The organism is Pseudomonas sp. M5, from assembly GCF_016907075.1.
GTDB lineage: Bacteria > Pseudomonadota > Gammaproteobacteria > Pseudomonadales > Pseudomonadaceae > Aquipseudomonas > Aquipseudomonas putida_E.
Genome location: NZ_JAFBBH010000001.1, coordinates 4129856 through 4149467, shown reverse-complemented (window position 1 = coordinate 4149467; position 19612 = coordinate 4129856). Strand labels below are relative to the sequence as shown.

The 19612-nt window shown below is 61.7% G+C and carries 20 protein-coding genes and 1 riboswitch; of the genes, 12 read left to right on the top strand and 8 right to left on the bottom strand.

Translation table 11 applies throughout. The features are described from left to right. The first annotated feature begins 12 nt into the window (after window positions 1–12). Together JOE27_RS18895 and JOE27_RS18890 are read left to right on the top strand one after the other, a co-directional pair. A complete protein-coding gene (locus JOE27_RS18895) occupies window positions 13–408 on the top strand; it encodes a DUF1090 domain-containing protein (RefSeq protein WP_115273429.1) in 396 nt (131 codons plus the stop codon). 126 nt (window positions 409–534) lie between these two features. Continuing rightward, window positions 535–930, top strand: coding sequence for a DUF1090 domain-containing protein (locus JOE27_RS18890; RefSeq protein ID WP_039601823.1), 396 nt, complete (start codon window positions 535–537; stop codon window positions 928–930). A gap of 56 nt (window positions 931–986) precedes the next feature. On the opposite strand, the gene JOE27_RS18885 is transcribed toward JOE27_RS18890, so the two are convergent. After that, window positions 987–1433 (bottom strand): cytochrome c, encoded by a 447-nt coding sequence (locus tag JOE27_RS18885; protein WP_115273428.1) that lies wholly within the window; start codon window positions 1431–1433, stop codon window positions 987–989. 115 nt (window positions 1434–1548) lie between these two features. Between JOE27_RS18885 and JOE27_RS18880 the strand changes: the two genes are divergently transcribed. Continuing rightward, a complete protein-coding gene (locus tag JOE27_RS18880; protein WP_204919455.1) occupies window positions 1549–2700 on the top strand; it encodes an MltA domain-containing protein in 1152 nt (383 codons plus the stop codon). Between the two features lie 49 nt (window positions 2701–2749). Here JOE27_RS18880 and JOE27_RS18875 read toward each other — a convergent pair whose 3' ends face one another. Both JOE27_RS18875 and JOE27_RS18870 read right to left on the bottom strand, forming a co-directional pair. Next, window positions 2750–3136, bottom strand: a complete 387-nt coding sequence (locus JOE27_RS18875; protein ID WP_012312435.1) for an MAPEG family protein — start codon at window positions 3134–3136, stop codon at window positions 2750–2752. A 25-nt stretch (window positions 3137–3161) separates the two neighbouring features. Continuing rightward, window positions 3162–3995 carry an EamA family transporter gene (locus JOE27_RS18870; protein WP_115273427.1) on the bottom strand — a complete coding sequence of 278 codons (834 nt, stop codon included), beginning with the start codon at window positions 3993–3995 and terminating at the stop codon, window positions 3162–3164. Window positions 3996–4197: 202 nt separating this feature from the next. On the opposite strand from JOE27_RS18870, the gene JOE27_RS18865 reads away from it, so the two are divergent. Then, window positions 4198–5433: a sodium:proton antiporter gene (locus tag JOE27_RS18865; protein WP_119688162.1), complete on the top strand. Its 1236-nt coding sequence runs from the start codon at window positions 4198–4200 to the stop codon at window positions 5431–5433. A gap of 51 nt (window positions 5434–5484) precedes the next feature. On the opposite strand, the gene JOE27_RS18860 is transcribed toward JOE27_RS18865, so the two are convergent. Continuing rightward, window positions 5485–5886, bottom strand: coding sequence for a hotdog domain-containing protein (locus tag JOE27_RS18860; RefSeq protein WP_012312432.1), 402 nt, complete (start codon window positions 5884–5886; stop codon window positions 5485–5487). A gap of 179 nt (window positions 5887–6065) precedes the next feature. Then, window positions 6066–6162: riboswitch (S-adenosyl-L-homocysteine riboswitch) on the top strand. A gap of 20 nt (window positions 6163–6182) precedes the next feature. Here JOE27_RS18860 and ahcY point away from each other — a divergent pair. The 5 genes from ahcY (at window position 6183) to JOE27_RS18835 (ending at window position 12766) form a co-directional block, all read left to right on the top strand. After that, the gene (gene ahcY / locus JOE27_RS18855) at window positions 6183–7592 is read left to right on the top strand and encodes an adenosylhomocysteinase (RefSeq protein WP_046785039.1); all 1410 of its coding nucleotides are present in this window, start codon (window positions 6183–6185) and stop codon (window positions 7590–7592) included. Between the two features lie 165 nt (window positions 7593–7757). After that, complete coding sequence (gene metF, locus JOE27_RS18850; RefSeq protein ID WP_119688161.1) at window positions 7758–8603, top strand: methylenetetrahydrofolate reductase [NAD(P)H]; 846 nt, start codon at window positions 7758–7760, stop codon at window positions 8601–8603. 94 nt (window positions 8604–8697) lie between these two features. Beyond that, window positions 8698–9774: a hypothetical protein gene (locus tag JOE27_RS18845; RefSeq protein ID WP_204919453.1), complete on the top strand. Its 1077-nt coding sequence runs from the start codon at window positions 8698–8700 to the stop codon at window positions 9772–9774. Between the two features lie 76 nt (window positions 9775–9850). Further along, on the top strand, window positions 9851–10639 hold the full coding sequence (locus JOE27_RS18840) for a transporter substrate-binding domain-containing protein (RefSeq protein WP_046785036.1): 789 nt from the start codon (window positions 9851–9853) through the stop codon (window positions 10637–10639). Between the two features lie 216 nt (window positions 10640–10855). After that, window positions 10856–12766 carry a DEAD/DEAH box helicase gene (locus JOE27_RS18835; RefSeq protein WP_204919451.1) on the top strand — a complete coding sequence of 637 codons (1911 nt, stop codon included), beginning with the start codon at window positions 10856–10858 and terminating at the stop codon, window positions 12764–12766. 60 nt (window positions 12767–12826) lie between these two features. Here the strand turns inward: JOE27_RS18835 and JOE27_RS18830 are convergent, their stop codons facing one another. The 3 genes from JOE27_RS18830 to JOE27_RS18820 form a co-directional block, all read right to left on the bottom strand. Continuing rightward, on the bottom strand, window positions 12827–13405 hold the full coding sequence (locus JOE27_RS18830) for a YceI family protein (RefSeq protein WP_012312426.1): 579 nt from the start codon (window positions 13403–13405) through the stop codon (window positions 12827–12829). A gap of 31 nt (window positions 13406–13436) precedes the next feature. Beyond that, window positions 13437–13988, bottom strand: coding sequence for a cytochrome b (locus JOE27_RS18825; protein ID WP_046785034.1), 552 nt, complete (start codon window positions 13986–13988; stop codon window positions 13437–13439). A gap of 208 nt (window positions 13989–14196) precedes the next feature. Next, window positions 14197–15888, bottom strand: a complete 1692-nt coding sequence (locus JOE27_RS18820) for a flavin monoamine oxidase family protein (RefSeq protein ID WP_115273423.1) — start codon at window positions 15886–15888, stop codon at window positions 14197–14199. Window positions 15889–16097: 209 nt separating this feature from the next. On the opposite strand from JOE27_RS18820, the gene JOE27_RS18815 reads away from it, so the two are divergent. From JOE27_RS18815 to JOE27_RS18805, 3 genes are all read left to right on the top strand, one after another. After that, entirely contained in the window at window positions 16098–16589 is a 492-nt protein-coding gene (locus tag JOE27_RS18815; RefSeq protein WP_115273422.1) for a hypothetical protein, read from the top strand. A gap of 78 nt (window positions 16590–16667) precedes the next feature. Further along, complete coding sequence (locus JOE27_RS18810) at window positions 16668–18074, top strand: adenosylmethionine--8-amino-7-oxononanoate transaminase (protein WP_204919449.1); 1407 nt, start codon at window positions 16668–16670, stop codon at window positions 18072–18074. 171 nt (window positions 18075–18245) lie between these two features. Continuing rightward, on the top strand, window positions 18246–18965 hold the full coding sequence (locus JOE27_RS18805) for a 16S rRNA (uracil(1498)-N(3))-methyltransferase (protein WP_046785030.1): 720 nt from the start codon (window positions 18246–18248) through the stop codon (window positions 18963–18965). On the opposite strand, the gene JOE27_RS18800 is transcribed toward JOE27_RS18805, so the two are convergent. Then, a complete protein-coding gene (locus tag JOE27_RS18800) occupies window positions 18962–19579 on the bottom strand; it encodes a hemolysin III family protein (RefSeq protein ID WP_125923465.1) in 618 nt (205 codons plus the stop codon). The two genes, JOE27_RS18805 and JOE27_RS18800, sit on opposite strands and share 4 nt — an antisense overlap. Window positions 19580–19612 lie beyond the last annotated feature (33 nt).

Below are 19612 nucleotides of genomic sequence, written 5' to 3'. Positions count from 1 at the left end.
AAGAGGCTTTTCATGAAACGTATTTCCACCCTTTTCGTGCTGGCAACGCTGGCTTTTTCAGCTAACGCCGCCCAGCCCGCCAAAGAACAACCCGCGCTCACCGGTTGCGCAGCCAAGCGCCAAGCGATTGCTGAACAGATCGAACAGGCCAAGGCCCACAACAACAGCAACCAACAGGCCGGGCTGGAAAAAGCGCTGAGCGAAGTTGACGCGAACTGCACCGATGCCGGCTTGCGCAAAGAGCGCGAACAGAAGGTGCTCGAGGCGCGCCACGAGGTCAACCAGCGCACCAAGGACCTGGACAAGGCCATGAAGAAGGGCGACCCGGAGCGCATCAACAAGCGCAAAGACAAACTTGCCGAGGCGAAAAAGGAGTTGCAGGAAGCTGTCGAAGACCTGGAGCGTTGACAGCAAGTTCCTACTCCTCTTGGCTTGTAGGACTTTTCTGAAGTTACCCACTGAAGGGTTCACTTGGTCTTAGGGAAGGGGCACCATCGCAGCGCTACTGCCATATGCCCCTACAAGGAGGCTTCCATGAAAGTTGTTTCTTCCGTAGTCATGCTGGCTGTTCTCGGTTTGAGCGCATCCGCCGCCCAAGCAGCTCAGCCCACGCCTGGCTTGACCGGTTGCGCAGCCAAACGCAGCGCCATCGAAAACCAGCTGCAATATGCCAGGGCGCACAATAATTCGGGTGAGATCCGCGGCCTGGAGAAGGCCCTGCAGGAGAACACCGAGCACTGCACCGATGCCGGCTTGAAAGAAGAGCGTGAACAAAAAGTGCGCGAAGCCGAAGCAGAAGTCCAAGAGCGGGAAGCAGACCTGAAGCAGGCGCAGGCAAAAGGCGAAGCGAGCAAAATTGCCAAGCGCGAAAAGAAACTGGCCGAATCCAAAGCAGAACTCGAAGACGCCAAAGCCGAATTGACCAAGTAATCTGAGCCTTCAGTCACGCGCGCCAGCCAGCAGTCCGCAAACTATTGGCTGGCGCATCAATGATTACGAAACTCTGTATGGCAGGCCTTGCAGGCTGCCTCGACCTTGTCCATAGGTGCCTTGAGCATCGCCGCATCCAGCGGCTGCTTGCGTGTCACCGCCAGCAACTCGCCTGTCACCCCTTCCAACGCTTGCGCCAAGTCATGAAAGCGCGCCTGACGCTCCCAGACCTCGGGCCGCGCACTGCTGTCGCCATCATCCTTTACCTGCGGAAAATGCTGCCAGGGCGCATGGGCCAGGCTATCGAGTTTCACCGCACCCTCGGAAAACTTAGCCCCATCGAACGGCAACCGCCCGCGCAGCATGCCACCCATGTCCTCGCTGGTCTTGAGCATCTGTTTGAAGATCGCCTTGCGCTGCCCCAAGGGTGAGTTAGGATCGACACGGTCGCAGGCCACCAGGGACAGGCTGATCAGCAGTATGGCGGTGAAACATTTGAACATCACAGTCACATTGGCAGAGGAAAGGGCCACCAGTATCCTCGCCTGCCATGCAAAGACCAATACCCTTACGAACACTATGGGCAGCCATCCGCTGCTGCCCTCCAAGGATTCAACCATGAAATCTGCTCTGCGCCATCTCGCCTGGGCGCTGCCGGCCCTGGCCTTGCTGGCCGGCTGCAACGGCGGCGAAAACGCCAAGCCCGAACCCCACGCCGTCGCTACTTACACCCCTGCGGCTTGGGCCGACCTGCCCAGCGTCAGCGACAGCGACCTGGTCGCGGGTTTCAACGCCTGGCGCACTGGCTGTGAAAAGCTCAAGCGTGATCCGGTGTGGGCCGCCACGTGCGAAGCAGCACAGCCGATTGCCCTGGAGGCGCCCCAGGTGCGCACGTTCCTGCAAGCGCAATTGCAGGTCTATGGCCTGCGCTCGGCCGAGAACAACGCCAATGGCCTGATCACCGGCTACTACGAACCGGTCTACCCCGGCAGCCTGACACGCACCGAAGCGGCCAATGTACCGGTGTATGGCATCCCCGATGACATGATCGTGGTCGACCTGGCCAGCGTTTACCCGGAACTGAAGGGCAAGCGCCTGCGAGGCCGCCTCGACGGCCGCGTGCTCAAGCCCTATGACCCCGCCGAGGTGATCTACCGGGACGGCGTGAAGGCCCCGGTACTGGCGTGGTTGACCGACCCGATGGACCTGCAGTTTCTGCAGATCCAGGGCTCTGGCCGGGTAAAGCTGGAAGATGGCCGTCAATTGCGCTTGGGCTACGCCGACCAGAACGGCCACCCGTACCGGCCGATAGGTCGCTGGCTGATCGAGCAGGGCCAGTTGAAGAAGGAAGACGTGAGCATGGGCGCCATTCATGCCTGGGCTCAGGCCAATCCGCAGCGTGTGCCGGAATTGCTGGCGAGCAACCCCAGCTATGTATTCTTCAGCACCCGCCCTGACAGCAACGAAGGCCCGCGCGGCTCGCTGAATGTGCCGCTTACCGCGGGCTACAGCGTGGCCATCGATCGCAAGGTCATTCCATTGGGCAGCCTGCTTTGGCTGTCCACCACACGCCCGGACGGCACACCGGTGGTTCGGCCGGTGGGCGCTCAGGATACCGGTGGCGCGATTACCGGCGAAGTGCGTGCGGACCTGTTCTGGGGCACCGGGCCTGAGGCCGGCGAACTGGCGGGGAACATGAAGCAGCAGGGGCAGATCTGGATGCTATGGCCAAAGGGCAAGCCACTGCCTGAAGTACCCAAAGTCCTTTGACTGGCTGCTGCCCTCCTCGCGGCTCACACGCGAGGAGGGCAGCCAGGCTTCAGGCCGAAACGACGAAGAACGACACGATCAGGGCCACCCCGGCGAACCACACCAGCGAGCGCAAAGCCGCCCAGTCCGCCAGATAGCAGATGATGTAAAGCAGCCGACTGGTGATGTACAAGACCCCCAGCACGTCCTGCGTCACCTGCTCGGCATTGCCCACGATATCGGCCACCAGCACCGCCGCGGCAAATGCCGGAAACGCTTCATAGCTGTTCTGCTGGGCGGCATGGGCACGCCGTGGCAGGCCCGATAATGTGTCGAGGAAGGCGCGTGGGTCGTGATTGTCCTTCAAGCCGAAACGGCCACTGCTCACCTTGGCGATCAAGGCGCACAGCGGCGGCAGGAACAATGCGATCAGGATGCACCACAGGGCAACGGTCATGGACAGGACTCCTTCAGTCGTTAGGTTAGAGCTTCATCACCAGCATGCCTGCCAGTACCAGCCCGCAAGCTAGGAGTCTCGGGCCGCCAAAAGGTTCTTTGAGGTAGCGCATGCCCAGCAGTACCACCAGGATGACGCTCAGCTCGCGCAAGGCCGCCGCCTCGGCCACCGAACCCAGATGCATGGCCCACAATACCAGCGCGTAGCTGAACAACACGCAAAAGCCCACTGCCAACCCCAAGCGCCACTGGGTGCGCCAGAACAGCACGAACGGCCCCCGCCGTGCCACACAGGCCAGCAGCGGAAACGGCCAGGCGCTGAGCAGGGTCAGCCATACCAGGTAGTCCCAGGGCTTACCCCACAACCGCACGGCCTGCCCGTCGAACCAGGTGTAGCAACCGATGCACAGGCCGATCAGCGCCACCACTGGCAGCATCGACCAGGGCAGGCGCTCACCCCCACCTCCCTGCCACAGCAGGCACGCCATGCCACACGGGATCAGCAATATGCCGATGATTTGCTGCTGGCTGAGCGACTCGCCGGCGAACGCCAGGGTCAGCCCCAGCACCACCAGCGGTGACAGGCCACGCATCAGAGGATAGACCAGCCCCAGATCGCCTACCCGATATGCCTGGATCAGCAGGAATCGGTACAACTGCTCGGCCAATGCCGAGGCGATCAGCCAAGGCCAGATCTCGGCAGGCGGCAGGTCCACGAAGGCCACTGCGAGCACGGCAAAGGCCAGGGCTACCGAGTCCATGCTGGCGATCACCAGCAAGCGCTCGCCACTGAATTTGATCAGGGTGTTCCAGGTCGCGTGCAGCAATGCCGCGATCAATACCAGGGAAGTTGCCAGCACGCCTTCAGGTCCTTGTGACGTTATCAGCCACTGAATATATAGCCTTGGTAGTGACAATGGGCGCGAGGCGGTTCTGCATCAAATGCGGAACGAAACCAGCCAACCAGGTCAAAAACTGTGTCCCGAGACCCTCGCCAGATCATCAAAGAACTGCCCGAGCCATTCGGGTTACGACTTGGAAGCCATTGTTACAGGATTTGGGATGCTTGAATTAGTTGCTGCGTTTATCTGCCTCACAACACTCCTCACCTACGTCAATTACCGCTTTATCGGCCTGCCACCTGCCATCGGCGTGATGGTCACGGCACTGCTGTTCTCGCTGATGCTGCAGGGGCTTAGCCTGATCGGCTTCCCGGGCCTTGAAGAACGCGTCGAAGGGCTGATGAACCAGATCGACTTCAATGACCTGTTGATGCACTGGATGCTGGCGTTTCTGCTGTTCGCCGGCGCACTGCACGTCAACCTCACCGATCTGCGCAGCTACCGCTGGCCGATCGGGCTGCTGGCAACGCTCGGCGTGCTGATCGCCACCGTGGTGATCGGCTTTCTGTCGCACTGGGTCTTTGCGATGTTCGGCTGGCAGGTGCCGCTGATCTACTGCCTGCTGTTCGGTGCACTGATCTCGCCCACCGACCCGATCGCTGTGCTGGGGGCCCTGCGGACCGCCAACGCCTCCAAGCCGCTGAAGACCACCATCGTCGGCGAGTCACTGTTCAACGACGGCACCGCCGTGGTGGTGTTTACCGTCCTGCTGGGCATCATTCAACTGGGTGAAACGCCAAGCATCACTGACACAGCGATCCTGTTCGCCCGCGAAGCCATTGGCGGGGCGGTGTTTGGCGGGCTGCTCGGTTACGCCACCTACCGCATGATCAAAAGCGTCGAGCAGTATCAGGTCGAGGTCATGCTGACCCTGGCGCTGGTCATCGGTGGTTCGGCGATGTGCTACGAGCTGCACGTCTCGGCACCGATCGCGATGGTCGTGGCCGGGCTGATCATCGGCAACCTGGGGCGCAACCTGGCGATGAACGACATGACCCGTCGCTACCTGGACGGTTTCTGGGAGTTGATCGACGACATGCTAAACGCCCTGCTCTTCGCCCTGATCGGCCTGGAGCTGTTGCTGCTGCCGTTCAACTGGCTGCACCTGGCGGCTGGCAGCGTGCTGGCGCTGGCGGTGCTGCTGTCGCGGCTGCTGACCGTGGCCCCGGCGATCGTGCTTTTGCGCCGCTGGCGCAGCGTGCCCAAAGGCACCGTGCGGGTACTGACCTGGGGCGGCCTGCGCGGTGGCGTTTCGGTAGCCCTGGCACTGTCGCTGCCATTGGGCGAGGAGCGTGACCTGCTGCTGTCGATCACCTACATCGTGGTGCTGTCGTCGATCCTGGTGCAGGGCTTGAGCATCGGGCGGGTGGTGCGCAAGGTCAGCGCACAACCCTGAAAACCCAGGGCCGTCTTGCCGGCGAAAGGGCTGCGAAGCAGCCCCATCACGTTATTCCACCGCGCTGTCCGGAAACTGGTCCTGAACATATTTGATCTCGGTGCGCCCGTGGGCCGCCGGCTGGCCATCCTCGCCCAGGTTGACGAAGACCATCTTGTCGACAGTCAGGATGCTCTTGCGGGTGATCTTGTTGCGCACTTCACACTTGAGGGTGATCGAGGTGCGGCCGAACTCGGTTGCGGTGATGCCCAGCTCGATGATGTCGCCCTGGCGCGAGGCACTGACGAAGTTGATCTCCGACATGTACTTGGTCACCACACGCTGGTTGCCCAGCTGGACGATGGCGTAGATCGCCGCCTCTTCGTCGATCCAGCGCAACAGGCTGCCGCCGAACAGTGTGCCGTTGGGGTTGAGGTCTTCGGGTTTTACCCATTTGCGGGTGTGAAAGTTCATCTGTACTCCTGACCTGCTTGGCTAACGTGCGGTAATGATGGCAGAGCGGCCGGCGCCGCTCCATTGATCATCGACTATCGTCGCTATTAATCGACAGAAAACCTTGGGCGATGACTCCCGCCAAGGCTATAATCTGCGCCGATTCACATGGCCACCCGCCGCGGTGCCATGCCCGCCACCTGTCCGAGGGGCGCTGCAGCAGGGTCATCCTGTCAGGCTCGGATGGGGCGTTGTCCGCTCCCGCGGACGCTCAACGCACAACGGCGCCCATTCGCACACTACGAATGGAGGCTCTCATGAGCGCTGTAAACACGCCTGCAGGTTTTACCGATTTCAAAGTCGCAGACATCTCCCTGGCCGCCTGGGGTCGTCGCGAAACCATCATCGCCGAATCGGAAATGCCTGCCCTGATGGGCCTGCGTCGCAAGTACCTCGCCGAGCAGCCGCTCAAGGGTGCGAAGATTCTGGGCTGCATCCACATGACCATCCAGACTGCCGTGCTGATCGAAACCCTGGTTGCCCTGGGTGCCGAAGTGCGCTGGTCGTCCTGCAACATCTTCTCCACTCAGGACCAGGCCGCAGCCTCCATCGCTGCCGCCGGTATCCCGGTGTTCGCCTGGAAAGGTGAAACCGAGGAAGAGTACGAGTGGTGCCTGGAGCAGACCATCCTCAAGGATGGCCAGCCATGGGACGCCAACATGATCCTCGACGACGGCGGTGACCTGACCGAGCTGCTGCACAAGAAGTACCCGGCCGTGCTGGACCGCGTCCACGGTGTCACCGAAGAAACCACCACCGGCGTGCACCGCCTGCTGGACATGCTGGCCAAAGGCGAGCTGAAGGTCCCGGCGATCAACGTCAACGACTCGGTCACCAAGAGCAAGAACGACAACAAATACGGCTGCCGTCACAGCCTGAACGACGCCATCAAGCGTGGTACCGACCACCTGCTGTCGGGCAAGCAGGCCCTGGTGATCGGCTACGGTGACGTGGGCAAGGGTTCTGCGCAGTCGCTGCGCCAGGAAGGCATGATCGTCAAGGTCACCGAAGTTGACCCGATCTGCGCCATGCAGGCGTGCATGGACGGCTTCGAGCTGGTCTCGCCGTTCATCGACGGTATCAACGACGGCACCGAAGCCAGCATCGACAAGGCCCTGCTGGGCAAGATCGACCTGATCGTCACCACCACCGGTAACGTCAACGTCTGCGACGCCAACATGCTCAAGGCCCTGAAGAAGCGCGCCGTGGTCTGCAACATCGGCCACTTCGACAACGAGATCGACACCGCCTTCATGCGCAAGCACTGGGCATGGGAAGAGGTCAAGCCGCAGGTCCACAAGATCCACCGTACCGGCGCTGGCGACTTCGACCCGCAGAACGACGACTACCTGATCCTGCTGGCCGAAGGCCGCCTGGTGAACCTGGGCAACGCCACCGGCCACCCAAGCCGCATCATGGACGGTTCGTTCGCCAACCAGGTACTGGCACAGATCTTCCTGTTCGAGCAGAAGTTCGCTGACCTTTCGGCCGAGAAGAAAGCCGAACGCCTGACCGTTGAAGTACTGCCCAAGAAGCTCGACGAAGAAGTGGCCCTGGAAATGGTCCGCGGCTTCGGCGGCGTGGTCACCAAGCTGACCCAGCAACAGGCCGACTACATCGGCGTGACTGTCGAAGGCCCGTTCAAGCCGCACGCCTACCGCTACTAAGCGGCAAGCTTGAAGCTGCAAGCGGCAAGAAAAGGCAGACCGTGCCCTTGCCGCTTGCAGCTCCAGCACCCACGATCTTGAACGATGCCAAGCCAGATCGGCCATCACCGATCTGGCTTTTACTTGCAGCTTGCCGCTTGAAGCTTGCTGCTTGAGGAACGAGTGATGTCACAAGAACGCCGCTACAGTTTCGAATTCTTCCCGACCAAGACCGACGCCGGTCATGAAAAGCTGATGGGTGTTGCCCGCCAGCTGGCTGGCTGCAACCCGGACTTCTTTTCCTGCACCTACGGTGCCGGTGGCTCCACCCGCGACCGCACGCTGAACACCGTGCTGCAGCTGGAAAGCGAAGTGAAGGTGCCTGCCGCCCCGCACCTGTCGTGCGTCGGCGACACCAAGGACGAGTTGCGCGCGCTGCTCGCCCAATACAAGGCTGCCGGCATCAAGCGCATCGTCGCCCTGCGCGGCGACCTGCCGTCGGGCATGGGCATGGCAAGTGGTGAACTGCGTTATGCCAGCGACCTGGTCGAGTTCATTCGCCAGGAAACCGCTGATCACTTCCACCTGGAAGTGGCCGCCTATCCGGAAATGCACCCGCAGGCACGCAACTTCGAAACCGACCTGGCCAACTTCGTGCACAAGGTCAAGGCCGGTGCCGACAGCGCCATTACCCAGTACTTCTTCAACGCCGACAGCTATTTCTACTTTGTCGAGCGCGCACAGAAGCTGGGCGTGGAAATTCCTGTAGTGCCCGGCATCATGCCGATCACCAACTACAGCAAGCTGGCGCGCTTCTCCGACGCTTGCGGCGCCGAAATCCCGCGCTGGATCCGCAAGCAGCTGGAAGCTTATGCCGACGATACCGCCAGCATCCAGGCCTTCGGTGAAGAAGTCATCACCCGCATGTGCGAACAACTGCTGCAAGGCGGCGCACCGGGCCTGCATTTCTACACCTTGAACCAGGCAGAGGCGAGCCTGGCGATCTGGAACAACCTGAAGCTGCCTCGCTGAAATCATTTGGTAAAAACCTATTCAGAAATGCTTAAGGCTTTAGTCATAGACTAAGGCCTTATTTCATTTCCGGTTCAGACGGGTCTTGCCAGCCATGCAACATCTCAAACCCCAGCGCCCTCAACTGGTTTACCTGGCCTTCGGCCCTGCCACCTATCATCAGGAGGCCTGCTTCAGCATCGTCAGCGCCCTGGCCCACCTGGGCACGGCTGCGGGCGAGGCCATGGATATACAGGTCTACACCGACAACCCCGAGCCCTACGGCAAGCTGCCGGTTACCGTTCATCTGCTCGATGAGGCAACGCGCAAGGCCTGGAACGAACCTCACGGCTACCATTTCCGCAGCAAGCACGTCGTGTTGCGCCAAGTCCTCCAGCAGCATTCGCAGGCCGTGCTGATCGATACCGACACATTCTTCCGCAAGTCGCCACTGAACCTGTTCCAGCGAGTCAAAGCCGGCAGCCTGCTGTGCAACGCGATCGGCGGGCGCTACGGCGCAAATCAGCAGTGCCTGCTCTACCAGAACCTGCAGAACATTCTCCAGGCGCGGGGCTTGGCAGACGGCCAGATGCCTATGGTCAACTCCGGGGTGATTGGCCTGACCGCCGAAGATGCGGGGATACTGGACCACTCGATCGCGATGATGGACGAATTCCATCCACTGGTTCGCACGGCCTATACGCTGGAAGAGTTCTGCCTGGCGGTCGCCACCTACCGTAAGCTGGCGCTGGCTGAATGCACCGATGTCATCCATCACTACTGGAGCCGCAAGGCTCAGTTCCGGGCCAAGATACAGGCCTGGCTGCGCAAGCACGCAGACCAGCCACTTAGCACCGCCGCCTTGGCCGACGTGCTGTTGGTGAATGACCAGTTGCCGCGCCCGCCGACCTTGCAACGCCTGGGTTACAAGGCCATGAGCCTGACGCTGCCCAGCCGCGAGCGCCAGTTTGCCCGCGAACTGTTGTATGGCAGCTACCCCTACCCCAACGAATTTGACCGTGCCTGCGCACCCGCCTGGTGGGACAAGGCACTGCAGAATCTCAATGAGCGTTATGGCCCGATGGAGCCGGAGCAATTACGCCAGTGCCTGCGCCACCCATGCCTGCGCCTCTCGCTCGGCGCCCAACGCAAGGAAATCGAAGCGCATCTGCTGCAGCCCGCACAGCGTTGAGCGTACTACTCCCGCGAAGGTGCTGCCTCAGCGCCTGCAACTGGCCTTACCCAAGCCGAGCGCGTAATCTCGCCTCATGCCGTTCATCGTCCGCTTCTTCTGCATCCTGCTGCTCGCCTGCCTGAGCCCCATGGCGCAGGCCGAACGCCTGCGCCTGGTTACCGATGACTGGGCGCCTTATGTGTACCAGCACAACGGCCAGCCCAAGGGCATAGATTACGAAGTCACCACTGAGGTGTTCAGGCGCCTGGGTGTCGAGCTGGAGTGGGAGTTCATGCCTTGGAAGCGATGCCTGGCAATGATCGAACAGGGCCAGGCCGACGGGGTCATGGACATCTTCAAAGTGGACTCGCGCCAGGCATACATGGTCTACCCGCTGGAGCCCATGTCGGATGTCGAGTTCGTGCTGTATCAATCCAGCCGCCGTCGCCATGCCATAACCCGACTGAGCGACCTCACCGACCTGACTGTCGGCACCTCACCGGGCTATGCCTATGGAGCACAGTTCAACGATGCATCAGGCTTTCGGCGTGAAGCGGCGCCAAGCCACGAAGCCAATTTTGGCAAGCTGGTGCTCGGGCGCATCGATTTGCTGGTTACCGACCGCCTGGTCGGGCGCTACCTGCGCCGCCAACTCGGCCTGGAGCAACAGGTAGAGGAACTGCCACTGGTCATCAGCCGTCAAGCGCAATACCTGGGGCTGGCACGCAAACCTGGCCGCGATGCCTTGGCGCTGGCGTTTACCGAAGGGCTGCGGCGCTTCAAGCAGGAGCCCGCTTACCTAGCGATAATCGAACGCTATATCGGCAGCACTGACCACCTTCCTCACACCGTTGAGCAGCAGGAAAGCAGCACACAGCGATAGCTCTGTTATACTCGGGCCTTCCCGCCCGGCTCACGCCCGGACGCTCGGCCTCGCAACAGGCATCCCGATCGGCACCGACGCACCTTGCGTCCTAACTCCGTTTTCCGGATGTGCAGTGAAAGCCCAGCTGGACCGGACGCGATCGCATCTCACCGATGCCCGTCGCGCCAGGCAGAATATCCCTACGGGCCCAGCCCCCACAGAACAGGATTGCCCATGTCCTTTGCTTCCCTCGGTCTCTCCGAGGCACTTGTCCGCGCTATCGAGGCTGCGGGCTATACCCAGCCGACTCCGGTGCAACAGCGGGCGATTCCCGCCGTGTTGCAAGGCCGCGACCTGATGGTCGCCGCACAGACAGGTACTGGTAAAACCGGCGGTTTCGCCCTACCGATCCTTGAGCGCCTGTTCCCGGCAGGCCACCCGGACAAATCCCAGCGCCACGGCCCGCGCCAACCGCGCGTGCTGGTCCTGACCCCGACCCGCGAACTGGCGGCTCAGGTACACGACAGCTTCAAGGTTTACGCTCGCGACCTGCCGCTGGTCAGTGCCTGCATTTTCGGCGGCGTTGGCATGAACCCGCAAATCCAGGCCATTGCCAAGGGTGTCGACGTCCTGGTGGCCTGCCCGGGCCGTCTGCTCGACCTGGCAGGGCAAGGCCGCGTCGACCTGGCCCACGTGGAAATCCTGGTCCTGGACGAAGCCGACCGCATGCTCGACATGGGCTTCATCCACGACGTCAAGAAGGTCCTCGCCCGCCTGCCGGCCAAACGGCAGAACCTGCTGTTCTCGGCGACGTTCTCCAAAGACATCACCGACCTGGCCGACAAGCTCCTGCACAACCCTGAGCGCATCGAGGTCACCCCACCGAACACCACCGTCGAGCGTATCGAGCAGCGCGTCTACCGCCTGCCCGCCAGCCACAAGCGCGCGCTGCTGGCGCACCTGATCACGCTCGGCGCCTGGGAGCAGGTACTGGTATTCACCCGTACCAAGCACGGTGCCAACCGTCTGGCCGAGTACCTGGAAAAGCACGGCCTGAGCGCCGCGGCCATCCACGGCAACAAGAGCCAGAACGCTCGTACCAAGGCACTGGCCGACTTCAAGGCCAACAGCGTACGCGTACTGGTCGCCACCGACATTGCCGCCCGTGGTCTGGACATCGACCAACTGCCGCATGTGGTCAACTTCGAACTGCCCAATGTCGAAGAAGACTACGTTCACCGTATCGGCCGCACCGGCCGTGCCGGCCGCTCGGGCGAGGCCATTTCCCTGGTCGCGCCGGACGAAGAAAAACTGCTCAAGAGCATTGAGCGGGTCACCAGGCAGAAGATCGCCGATGGCGACCTGATGGGCTTCGACCCAAGCCAGGTGGAGGCCGAGAAGCCTGAAGTGCGTGAACGCCCGCAGAACAACGGTCGCGGCGGCCGCAATCAGCAGGCCCGTGGTGACGGTGGCAAAGATGGCAGTGGCGGCCGCAAGGACAAGGGCAAGGATAAAGGCAAGGCCAAGCAGCAGGCCGCCGACAAGCCTGCCGACAAGGAAAAGCCCGCCGACAAGCAGCAACAGCCGCGCAAGCCGCGTGACAAGAAGCCGCGCCAACAGCAAGCCAGCCAGAACAGTGTGCCGAAGGCACCGGCCGACCGTGCTCCGGATGAATTCCTGGACGACGAAATCGACAACTTCGGTAACCGTGCCGACTACGTCAGCCCCTACCAGAATGCCAAGAACCAGGGCCGCAACCGTCGCCCGGGTGCCAATGCCGGCGCTGGTCAAGGCCAGGCCAACCCTGGGCGCAGCAACAGTGGTGGCAGCAACAGTGGTGGTGGCCAAGGGCGTAACGGCGGCCAGCCGCGCAGCGCCAGTGGCGAGAAACGCCCGCCGCGCAACAACAAGGGAGGTGATGCGCGCCGCGATAGCAACGGTGGTGGCCGCAACCGTTCGGCCGGCCGTGATGACGCATCCCGTCAGGAACCGGCAGTACGTAGCTCGCGAGAGCCGCAAAACCAGCCTGTGATCATCCGCAAGGAATCCAAGCTCGACCGTTTCCCAACGCCTGAGCAACTGGAAGACCTGCCAAGCCGCCCACGTGGCGAGCGGCCTGCGTTACTGACCCGCAAAGGCGGCTAACGCTACCGGCAAATAAAAACGCCGCCCCATGGGGCGGCGTTTTTATTGCTCAGGCAACGATCACTTCTGCTTCACACCTTCGACGCTGATGTCCAGGTCCAGGGTCTGCGAGGTTGCGCCAGGGCCCTTGATACCGAAGTCGTTCAGGTTCAGCGTGGTGGTAGCGTTGAAGCCAGCACGCTCACCGCCCCATGGGTCCTTGCCCTCACCGTTGAAGGTGGCCTTGAAGGTCACAGGCTTGGTCACACCATGCAGTGTCAGGTCACCGGTCACGTCTGCAGTCTTTTCGCCGGTCGATTTGACGGCAGTGGAAACGAATTTCGCTTCCGGGTACTTCTTCACGTCCAGGAAGTCAGCGCTGGCGATATGCTTGTCGCGCTCGGCGTGATTCGACCACAGGCTGGCGGTTTTCAGGTCGACGCTGATCTTGCTGGCTTCAGGCTTGGCGCTATCCCAAGTGAAGTTGCCGTCGAAGTCCTTGAAGGTACCGTGAATGAAGCTGTAGCCCAGGTGGCTGATTTTCCAGTCGACGAACGCGTGCTGGCCTTCCTTGTCGATCTTGTACTCGGCGGCCATGGCCTGACCAGCACTGAGCAGAGCGGTACCGAGCGCCAGAGCGGCAAAAGTCTTTTTCAACATCCTTTCAGTTCCTTGCAATTGAGGTTGAGAGTCAAGCTTTGCGGCCCAGCATGCGAACCAGGGTCGCGTCACGGTCGATGTAATGGTGCTTCAGGGCAGCCAGGGCATGCAGCGCGGCGAAAATCACCAGGCCCCACGCCAGCCACAAATGAATAACGCCGGCCAGGTCTGCCTGATCAGGCAGGTCACTGACAAGGGCAGGTACTTCAAACAAGCCAAATACCGGAATACCGACACCGTCGGCGGTAGAGATCAGGTAGCCGGCGATCATCACCGCGAACAGGCCTGTGTACAGCGCCAAATGCCCCAACCTGGCGGCCAGGCGGGTAAATGCCCCGTGGCTGGCAGGCGCCGGCGGCGGTGGGCTGATGAAGCGCCACAGCACACGCACAAGCATGACAGCCAGCAGCACCAGGCCGATGCTCTTGTGCAGGTCCGGGCCTGCCTTGCGCCAAGGGCTGTAATAATCGAGACCGACCATCCACAGACCAAGACCGAAAAGACCAAAGACCGCCAGCGCAACGCCCCAGTGCAGGAGGATGCTGACCACGCCATAGCGAGAGGGTGAATTGCGCAGTTGCATGATGCCGTGTTTCCCCGTGAAAGCTATGCACAGACTAACGCGTAACGTATCGAATAAAAGCACAAAAAATTGCTTTGGATTATCGATAAATCCGATAGTAATTGTCCGAGTTGGCTATTAAGGAAACATTAACGATAGCGGGTAATTCCAGGTTGTCAGCCCTGGCCCTGCCGTCCGCTTGACGGTGACAGGGCCAGGCGATCACCCATCAGCCAGCCTTGGCCTGGGAGTGGGTAACGGCCTGTGTTTCAGGCTCCGATTTGGCTGGGGCCTTTTTTGCCTCGACAGGCGCCGGAGCAGCCTTGGCTTCGGGCTTGCCAGCGCTGCCGAACAGCCGCGAGAAGAAACCAGGCTTGTCCACCCGCGCCTCCTCGGCCTTCACCGGCTCGGCTTTGGCAGGTGCCTTTTCGGCGTTGTCTTCTTTGTCGGATGACCCACCAAACATGTTGGAGAAGAACCCACCTTTGTCCTTCTGCGACCCAGCAGTTGCCGCTACCGGGGCAGCTTTTACAGGGTCGAACGACTTGCCGGCCAGCAGGTCCTGCACCTGGCTGGCGGCACGCTGGCCACTGCGCAGGGCACCTTCGAGGGTGCCTGGGTACAGCGCGTCGGTGTGCTCACCGGCAAATGCAATGCGTTGCACCGGGCGCTCCCACAGGCGCCAGTACTTGCTGATCTGCCCGGGGCCAAAAGCCAGGTAAGCACCGCCAGTCCCGGCGTCGGCGCTGTAGCGCTTGACCTCATAACCGGTGAACGCGCCACGGGCCTTTGGATAGAAGGCATGCAGGCGGATCAATACCTGGTCGACCATCTGTTTGTCACCGAAGGCCTGTAGCAGACGGGCGTTGTCACCCGACAGGTTGATCACCACGTTGGCGCCACCTTTGAGTGCTGGCTCGATCCATAGCATGCCAAGGCCTGCGTTGCTGAAGATTTCGCCAGACATGCGCGCGCGGCTTTCCCAGACTGGCTGCTTGAATTTGAGCAGCAGCTGATCGCGCCAACCATAGTTGGTGCCCCTCAGCGCCGCGACGTGCTGGGTGTCCAGGGCCGGAGTGATCTGGATCTTGGCCAGGGCACGCAGCGGTACGGCCATGACCAGGTAATCGGCCTGGTAGCTGGCGCTGCCAACCTTGACAGTGACCCCGCTGCGGTCCTGGACGATGGAGGTGACTGGCGAGCTGGTCTTGATGGTTTTCAGCTGCTTGACGAAAGCCTGGGCCAGTACCGGGCTGCCACCAGGCAAGCGGGCGGCACGCAGGTCACGGTCGCTGACGCCGCGGTAGACACGGCTCTGCTGGGCGAAGTAAAGCAGTGAGAGACGCGACGGTTCATCGTAGCGGGTACGGATCTGCTGGTTGATCAGCTGCCGTGCAGTGCTGGGCAACTGCAGCTTGTCGAGCCAGGTGGAAACGTTCATCTGGTCGAGGGCGAACAGCGTACTGGTCGCCTGTGGCTTGAGCGGGTCATCGATCGAACGGGCCAGGTCATCGAGGGTCTTCTCGTAGCGCTTGAGGGCTTGGGCGGTAGCCGGCTGCCTGGTAGCCAGGTCGCTGGCGCTGAAGTACTCACCGTCGATCAGATACCCGGGAGTGCGTACGAACTCAGGCGCGGGCAGTGTTTCAAGCTTGAAACGCTCGAGGTACTGGTTGAGCACCGGCTGAGCCTTGCTGTTGCCGACCCACTCACTGGTGGCCAGGCCCGAACGGCCGCCCATGCCCGCCTTGGCTTCCAGCAAGGTCACCTGCCACCCCTTGCTCTGCAGCTCGTAGGCTGCAGTCAGGCCTGCCAGGCCGCCACCCACCACGATTGCCGAAGGTGTCTTGTCCTTTGCCAGCGCGGCGCCGCTGGACACACCGATCAATACCAACGCGCACAGGCGCACCCAAGCAGCAGCCATGATGGCGAACTCCGAGTTGACGTTACAGAAATGGGAAGAGGCAAAGACGCCCCGAGATGATGCGTTAAGAATACGTCAGGTATGCCGACCCTGCCACCACAGCGCCATCAAGTCCTTTTGGCAACTGGCATTTTTGTCAGTAGACGAGCCTGCTGCCCTTGCGCGACGCTGGTCCGGGTGACTGGAAAAACCGACAAAAGGAACTGCGCATGACCTATGAGGAGCATTTTGCCCACATCAAAAGGCAGCTCCTGTGGCACAAACAAACGTTACTGACGCCCTCAGGCTTGCGTATCCGCAGCAATGGCACTTCATGGGCCGGTGTTCATGAAGCCTTCAAAGGTGAAGATGGCACCGAGCTGGTGATTGGCGAGCAGAGTGAAGTGGAAATCAGCTTCAGCCAGGAAGTCGAAAGCCTACGCCTGGAATGCTACGTCGTCAGCGACCAGCATTTCGAAGATGTGACAATGCTCATGGATACCGAGGGCTTCGATTGGGACGGGATTGCCCCGACCCCGCACAATTTTTACTGGCTGACGCTTTCGGGCAGCGGATACACCGAGTTCATGCCTGGCCATTTCTGCACTCAACCCTGCTACCAGCACCTCCCCGGGCCGTTTCGACGCCTGACCATCTCCACCTCCAGAGCCGGCACCGTGCATATCCGCAAGCTCGAGTGGACCCGCACCTGTCGTCATTGACCCGCAGCGGTTGTCCTGCCTCCCGGCATTGCTTAGGCTTACGCGGTCAAACATGCCGTAACGCCAGGAGAAGTGCCAATGGGCCTCAATGATCAGTGGATGCAGCGTGACCTGAAGGTCTTGTGGCACCCCTGCACCCAGATGAAAGACCACGAGCAGCTTGCGCTGATCCCGATCAAGCGCGGGGAAGGCGTGTGGCTCGAGGACTTCGAAGGCAAGCGCTACCTGGATGCGGTCAGTAGCTGGTGGGTCAATGTGTTTGGCCACGCCAACCCGCGCATCAACCAGCGCATCAAGGACCAGGTCGACCAGCTGGAGCATGTGATCCTCGCGGGCTTCAGCCACCAGCCGGTGATCGAGCTGTCCGAGCGCCTGGTCGCGATGACGCCTGCCGGTCTGGACCGAGTGTTCTATGCGGACAATGGCTCATCGTGCATCGAAGTGGCGCTGAAAATGAGCTTCCATTACTGGCAGAACATCGGCAAGCCGGCAAAAAAGCGCTTCGTCACCCTGACCAACAGCTACCACGGCGAGACCATCGCCGCCATGTCGGTGGGCGATGTGCCGCTGTTCACCGAGACCTACAAGGCGCTGCTGCTCGATACCATCAAAGTCCCCAGCCCGGATTGCTACCTGCGCCCCGAGGGCATGGGCTGGGAAGAACATTCGCGCAACATGTTCGCAGCCATGGAACAGACGCTGGCCGAACACCACGAAACCCTCTCGGCGGTAATAATCGAGCCGTTGATCCAGGGTGCAGGCGGCATGCGCATGTACCATCCGGTCTACCTCAAGTTGCTGCGCGAGGCTTGCGACCGCTATGGCGTGCACCTGATCCACGACGAAATTGCCGTGGGCTTTGGGCGCACCGGCACGATGTTCGCTTGTGAGCAGGCTGGCATCCGCCCCGATTTCCTGTGCCTGTCCAAGGCGCTGACCGGCGGCTACCTGCCGCTGGCCGCGTGCCTGACCACCGACACGGTGTACCAGGCGTTCTACGACGACTACCCGACCCTGCGCGCGTTCCTGCATTCGCACAGCTACACCGGCAACCCGCTGGCCTGCGCGGCGGCCCTGGCGACCCTGGACATCTTCGAACAGGACAACGTCATCGAGGCCAACAAGGCGTTGTCCGCACGCATGGCCAGCGCCACTGCGCACCTGGCCGATCATGCCCATGTTGCCGAAATCCGCCAGACCGGCATGGCCCTGGCGATCGAAATGGTCCAGGACAAGGCGGGCAAGGTCGCCTACCCGTGGCAGGCGCGCCGCGGCCTGAAAGTGTTCGAGCATGCCCTGACCCGCGGCGCCCTGCTGCGCCCGCTGGGCAGCGTGGTGTACTTCCTGCCGCCGTACGTGATCACGCCCGAGCAGATCGACTTCCTTGCCGAGGTGGCCAGTGAAGGCATCGATATTGCCACGCGAGACAGCGTCAGCGTGGCGGTACCGGCAAACTTCCACCCCGACTTCCGCGATCCGGGCTAACCGACCAGCAATCGCAACGCCTTGTAGGGGCGGCCTCGTGTCGCGAACGGGCTGCACAGCAGCCCCAAGGATCAGCAGCGCCGCCAAATGACCGGAGCTACTGTGCGGCCCTTTGGTGACACAAGGCCGCGCCTACAAGGACGATGTCCAACCTTCTTCCTGAGCAGAACCATGAGACTGTCCCGCTTCTTCATCGACGCCCCCCTGAGCCTCGGCGAGCACGACCTGCCCGAAGCCCAGGCCCACTATATCGGCCGCGTACTGCGCATGGCCCCCGGCGCTGCCGTGCAACTGTTCGACGGCAGCGGCCAGGAATACCTGGGCCAATTGCTCGAAGTGGGCAAGAAGACCGTGCGCGTCAGCCTCGACCAGGCCGTTGCCGGCCAGGCCGAGTCGCCATTGCACATTCATCTAGGCCAAGGCCTTTCCCGCGGCGAGCGCATGGACTGGGCCATCCAGAAGGCCACCGAACTGGGCGCCAATGAAATCACCCCGATCGTCAGCGAACGCTGCGAAGTGCGCCTCAAAGACGAGCGCGCCGACAAGCGCCTCGCCCACTGGCGCCAGGTCGCGATCAGCGCCTGCGAGCAATGCGGCCGCTCGACGCTGCCGATCATCCACCCACCGGTGACCTTGGCCGACTGGATCAAGGGCAGCGATGCTGACCTGAAACTGGTCTTGCACCCTGTTGCAGAGCCGCTGACCAGTCATGACAAACCGGCACGCCTGGCGTTCCTGATTGGCCCCGAGGGTGGTTTGAGCGATGCCGAAGTCGAACAGGCCAAGGGGGCAGGCTTCCAAGCTGCCCGTCTTGGCCCACGCGTGTTGCGCACTGAAACAGCGCCGGTGGTGGCCCTTTCGGTGGCGCAACAGCTGTGGGGCGATTTTTAACGCACGTAGAGCGATACCGCCACGAAGTGCATCAGGCTGCCAGCGATGACGAACAGGTGCCAGATGCCGTGCCAGTGGCGGAATCGGCTGTCAAATGCGAAGAAAATGATGCCCACGGTGTAAAACACACCGCCCGCCGCCAACCAGGCAAAGCCGGCGGTGCCCAGGCTTTGCAGCAGCGGCTTGACCGCCACCAGCACGATCCACCCCATCACCGCATAGATGATGATCGATAGGACCCGCGCCTCCGAGCGTGGCTTGATTTCCTGCAGCATGCCGATCACCGCCAGCCCCCAGACCACCCCGAACAGGCTCCAGCCCCAAGGCCCGCGCAGGCTCACCAGGCAGAAGGGTGTGTAGCTGCCGGCGATCAGCAGGTAGATGGACAGGTGATCGAGCTTGCGCATGATCACCTTCGCCCGGCCGCGGGTGCTGTGGTAGAGGGTCGAGATGCTGTAGAGCAGCAACAGCGTGCCGCCGTAGATGGAGAAGCTGACGATCTTCCAGGGGTCGCCCTGCAGGCCTGCAGCGACGATCAGCCAGATGGCGCCGATGCAGGCCAGAACGGCACCGACCAGATGGGTCCAAGCGTTGAAGCGTTCACCGTGATACATGCAAACACAGACCTCCCAAGCACCTGCAAGGTT

What these genes read in the sequence shown, in the direction of transcription:
- JOE27_RS18895 (WP_115273429.1), top strand. Translation starts at nt 13, where the DNA reads ATGAAACGTATTTCCACCCTTTTCGTGCTGGCAACGCTGGCTTTTTCA.
- JOE27_RS18890 (WP_039601823.1), top strand. Translation starts at nt 535, where the DNA reads ATGAAAGTTGTTTCTTCCGTAGTCATGCTGGCTGTTCTCGGTTTGAGC.
- JOE27_RS18885 (WP_115273428.1), bottom strand. Translation starts at nt 1,433, where the DNA reads ATGTTCAAATGTTTCACCGCCATACTGCTGATCAGCCTGTCCCTGGTG.
- JOE27_RS18880 (WP_204919455.1), top strand. Translation starts at nt 1,549, where the DNA reads ATGAAATCTGCTCTGCGCCATCTCGCCTGGGCGCTGCCGGCCCTGGCC.
- JOE27_RS18875 (WP_012312435.1), bottom strand. Translation starts at nt 3,136, where the DNA reads ATGACCGTTGCCCTGTGGTGCATCCTGATCGCATTGTTCCTGCCGCCG.
- JOE27_RS18865 (WP_119688162.1), top strand. Translation starts at nt 4,198, where the DNA reads ATGCTTGAATTAGTTGCTGCGTTTATCTGCCTCACAACACTCCTCACC.
- JOE27_RS18860 (WP_012312432.1), bottom strand. Translation starts at nt 5,886, where the DNA reads ATGAACTTTCACACCCGCAAATGGGTAAAACCCGAAGACCTCAACCCC.
- ahcY (WP_046785039.1), top strand. Translation starts at nt 6,183, where the DNA reads ATGAGCGCTGTAAACACGCCTGCAGGTTTTACCGATTTCAAAGTCGCA.
- metF (WP_119688161.1), top strand. Translation starts at nt 7,758, where the DNA reads ATGTCACAAGAACGCCGCTACAGTTTCGAATTCTTCCCGACCAAGACC.
- JOE27_RS18845 (WP_204919453.1), top strand. Translation starts at nt 8,698, where the DNA reads ATGCAACATCTCAAACCCCAGCGCCCTCAACTGGTTTACCTGGCCTTC.
- JOE27_RS18840 (WP_046785036.1), top strand. Translation starts at nt 9,851, where the DNA reads ATGCCGTTCATCGTCCGCTTCTTCTGCATCCTGCTGCTCGCCTGCCTG.
- JOE27_RS18835 (WP_204919451.1), top strand. Translation starts at nt 10,856, where the DNA reads ATGTCCTTTGCTTCCCTCGGTCTCTCCGAGGCACTTGTCCGCGCTATC.
- JOE27_RS18830 (WP_012312426.1), bottom strand. Translation starts at nt 13,405, where the DNA reads ATGTTGAAAAAGACTTTTGCCGCTCTGGCGCTCGGTACCGCTCTGCTC.
- JOE27_RS18825 (WP_046785034.1), bottom strand. Translation starts at nt 13,988, where the DNA reads ATGCAACTGCGCAATTCACCCTCTCGCTATGGCGTGGTCAGCATCCTC.
- JOE27_RS18820 (WP_115273423.1), bottom strand. Translation starts at nt 15,888, where the DNA reads ATGGCTGCTGCTTGGGTGCGCCTGTGCGCGTTGGTATTGATCGGTGTG.
- JOE27_RS18815 (WP_115273422.1), top strand. Translation starts at nt 16,098, where the DNA reads ATGACCTATGAGGAGCATTTTGCCCACATCAAAAGGCAGCTCCTGTGG.
- JOE27_RS18810 (WP_204919449.1), top strand. Translation starts at nt 16,668, where the DNA reads ATGGGCCTCAATGATCAGTGGATGCAGCGTGACCTGAAGGTCTTGTGG.
- JOE27_RS18805 (WP_046785030.1), top strand. Translation starts at nt 18,246, where the DNA reads ATGAGACTGTCCCGCTTCTTCATCGACGCCCCCCTGAGCCTCGGCGAG.
- JOE27_RS18800 (WP_125923465.1), bottom strand. Translation starts at nt 19,579, where the DNA reads ATGTATCACGGTGAACGCTTCAACGCTTGGACCCATCTGGTCGGTGCC.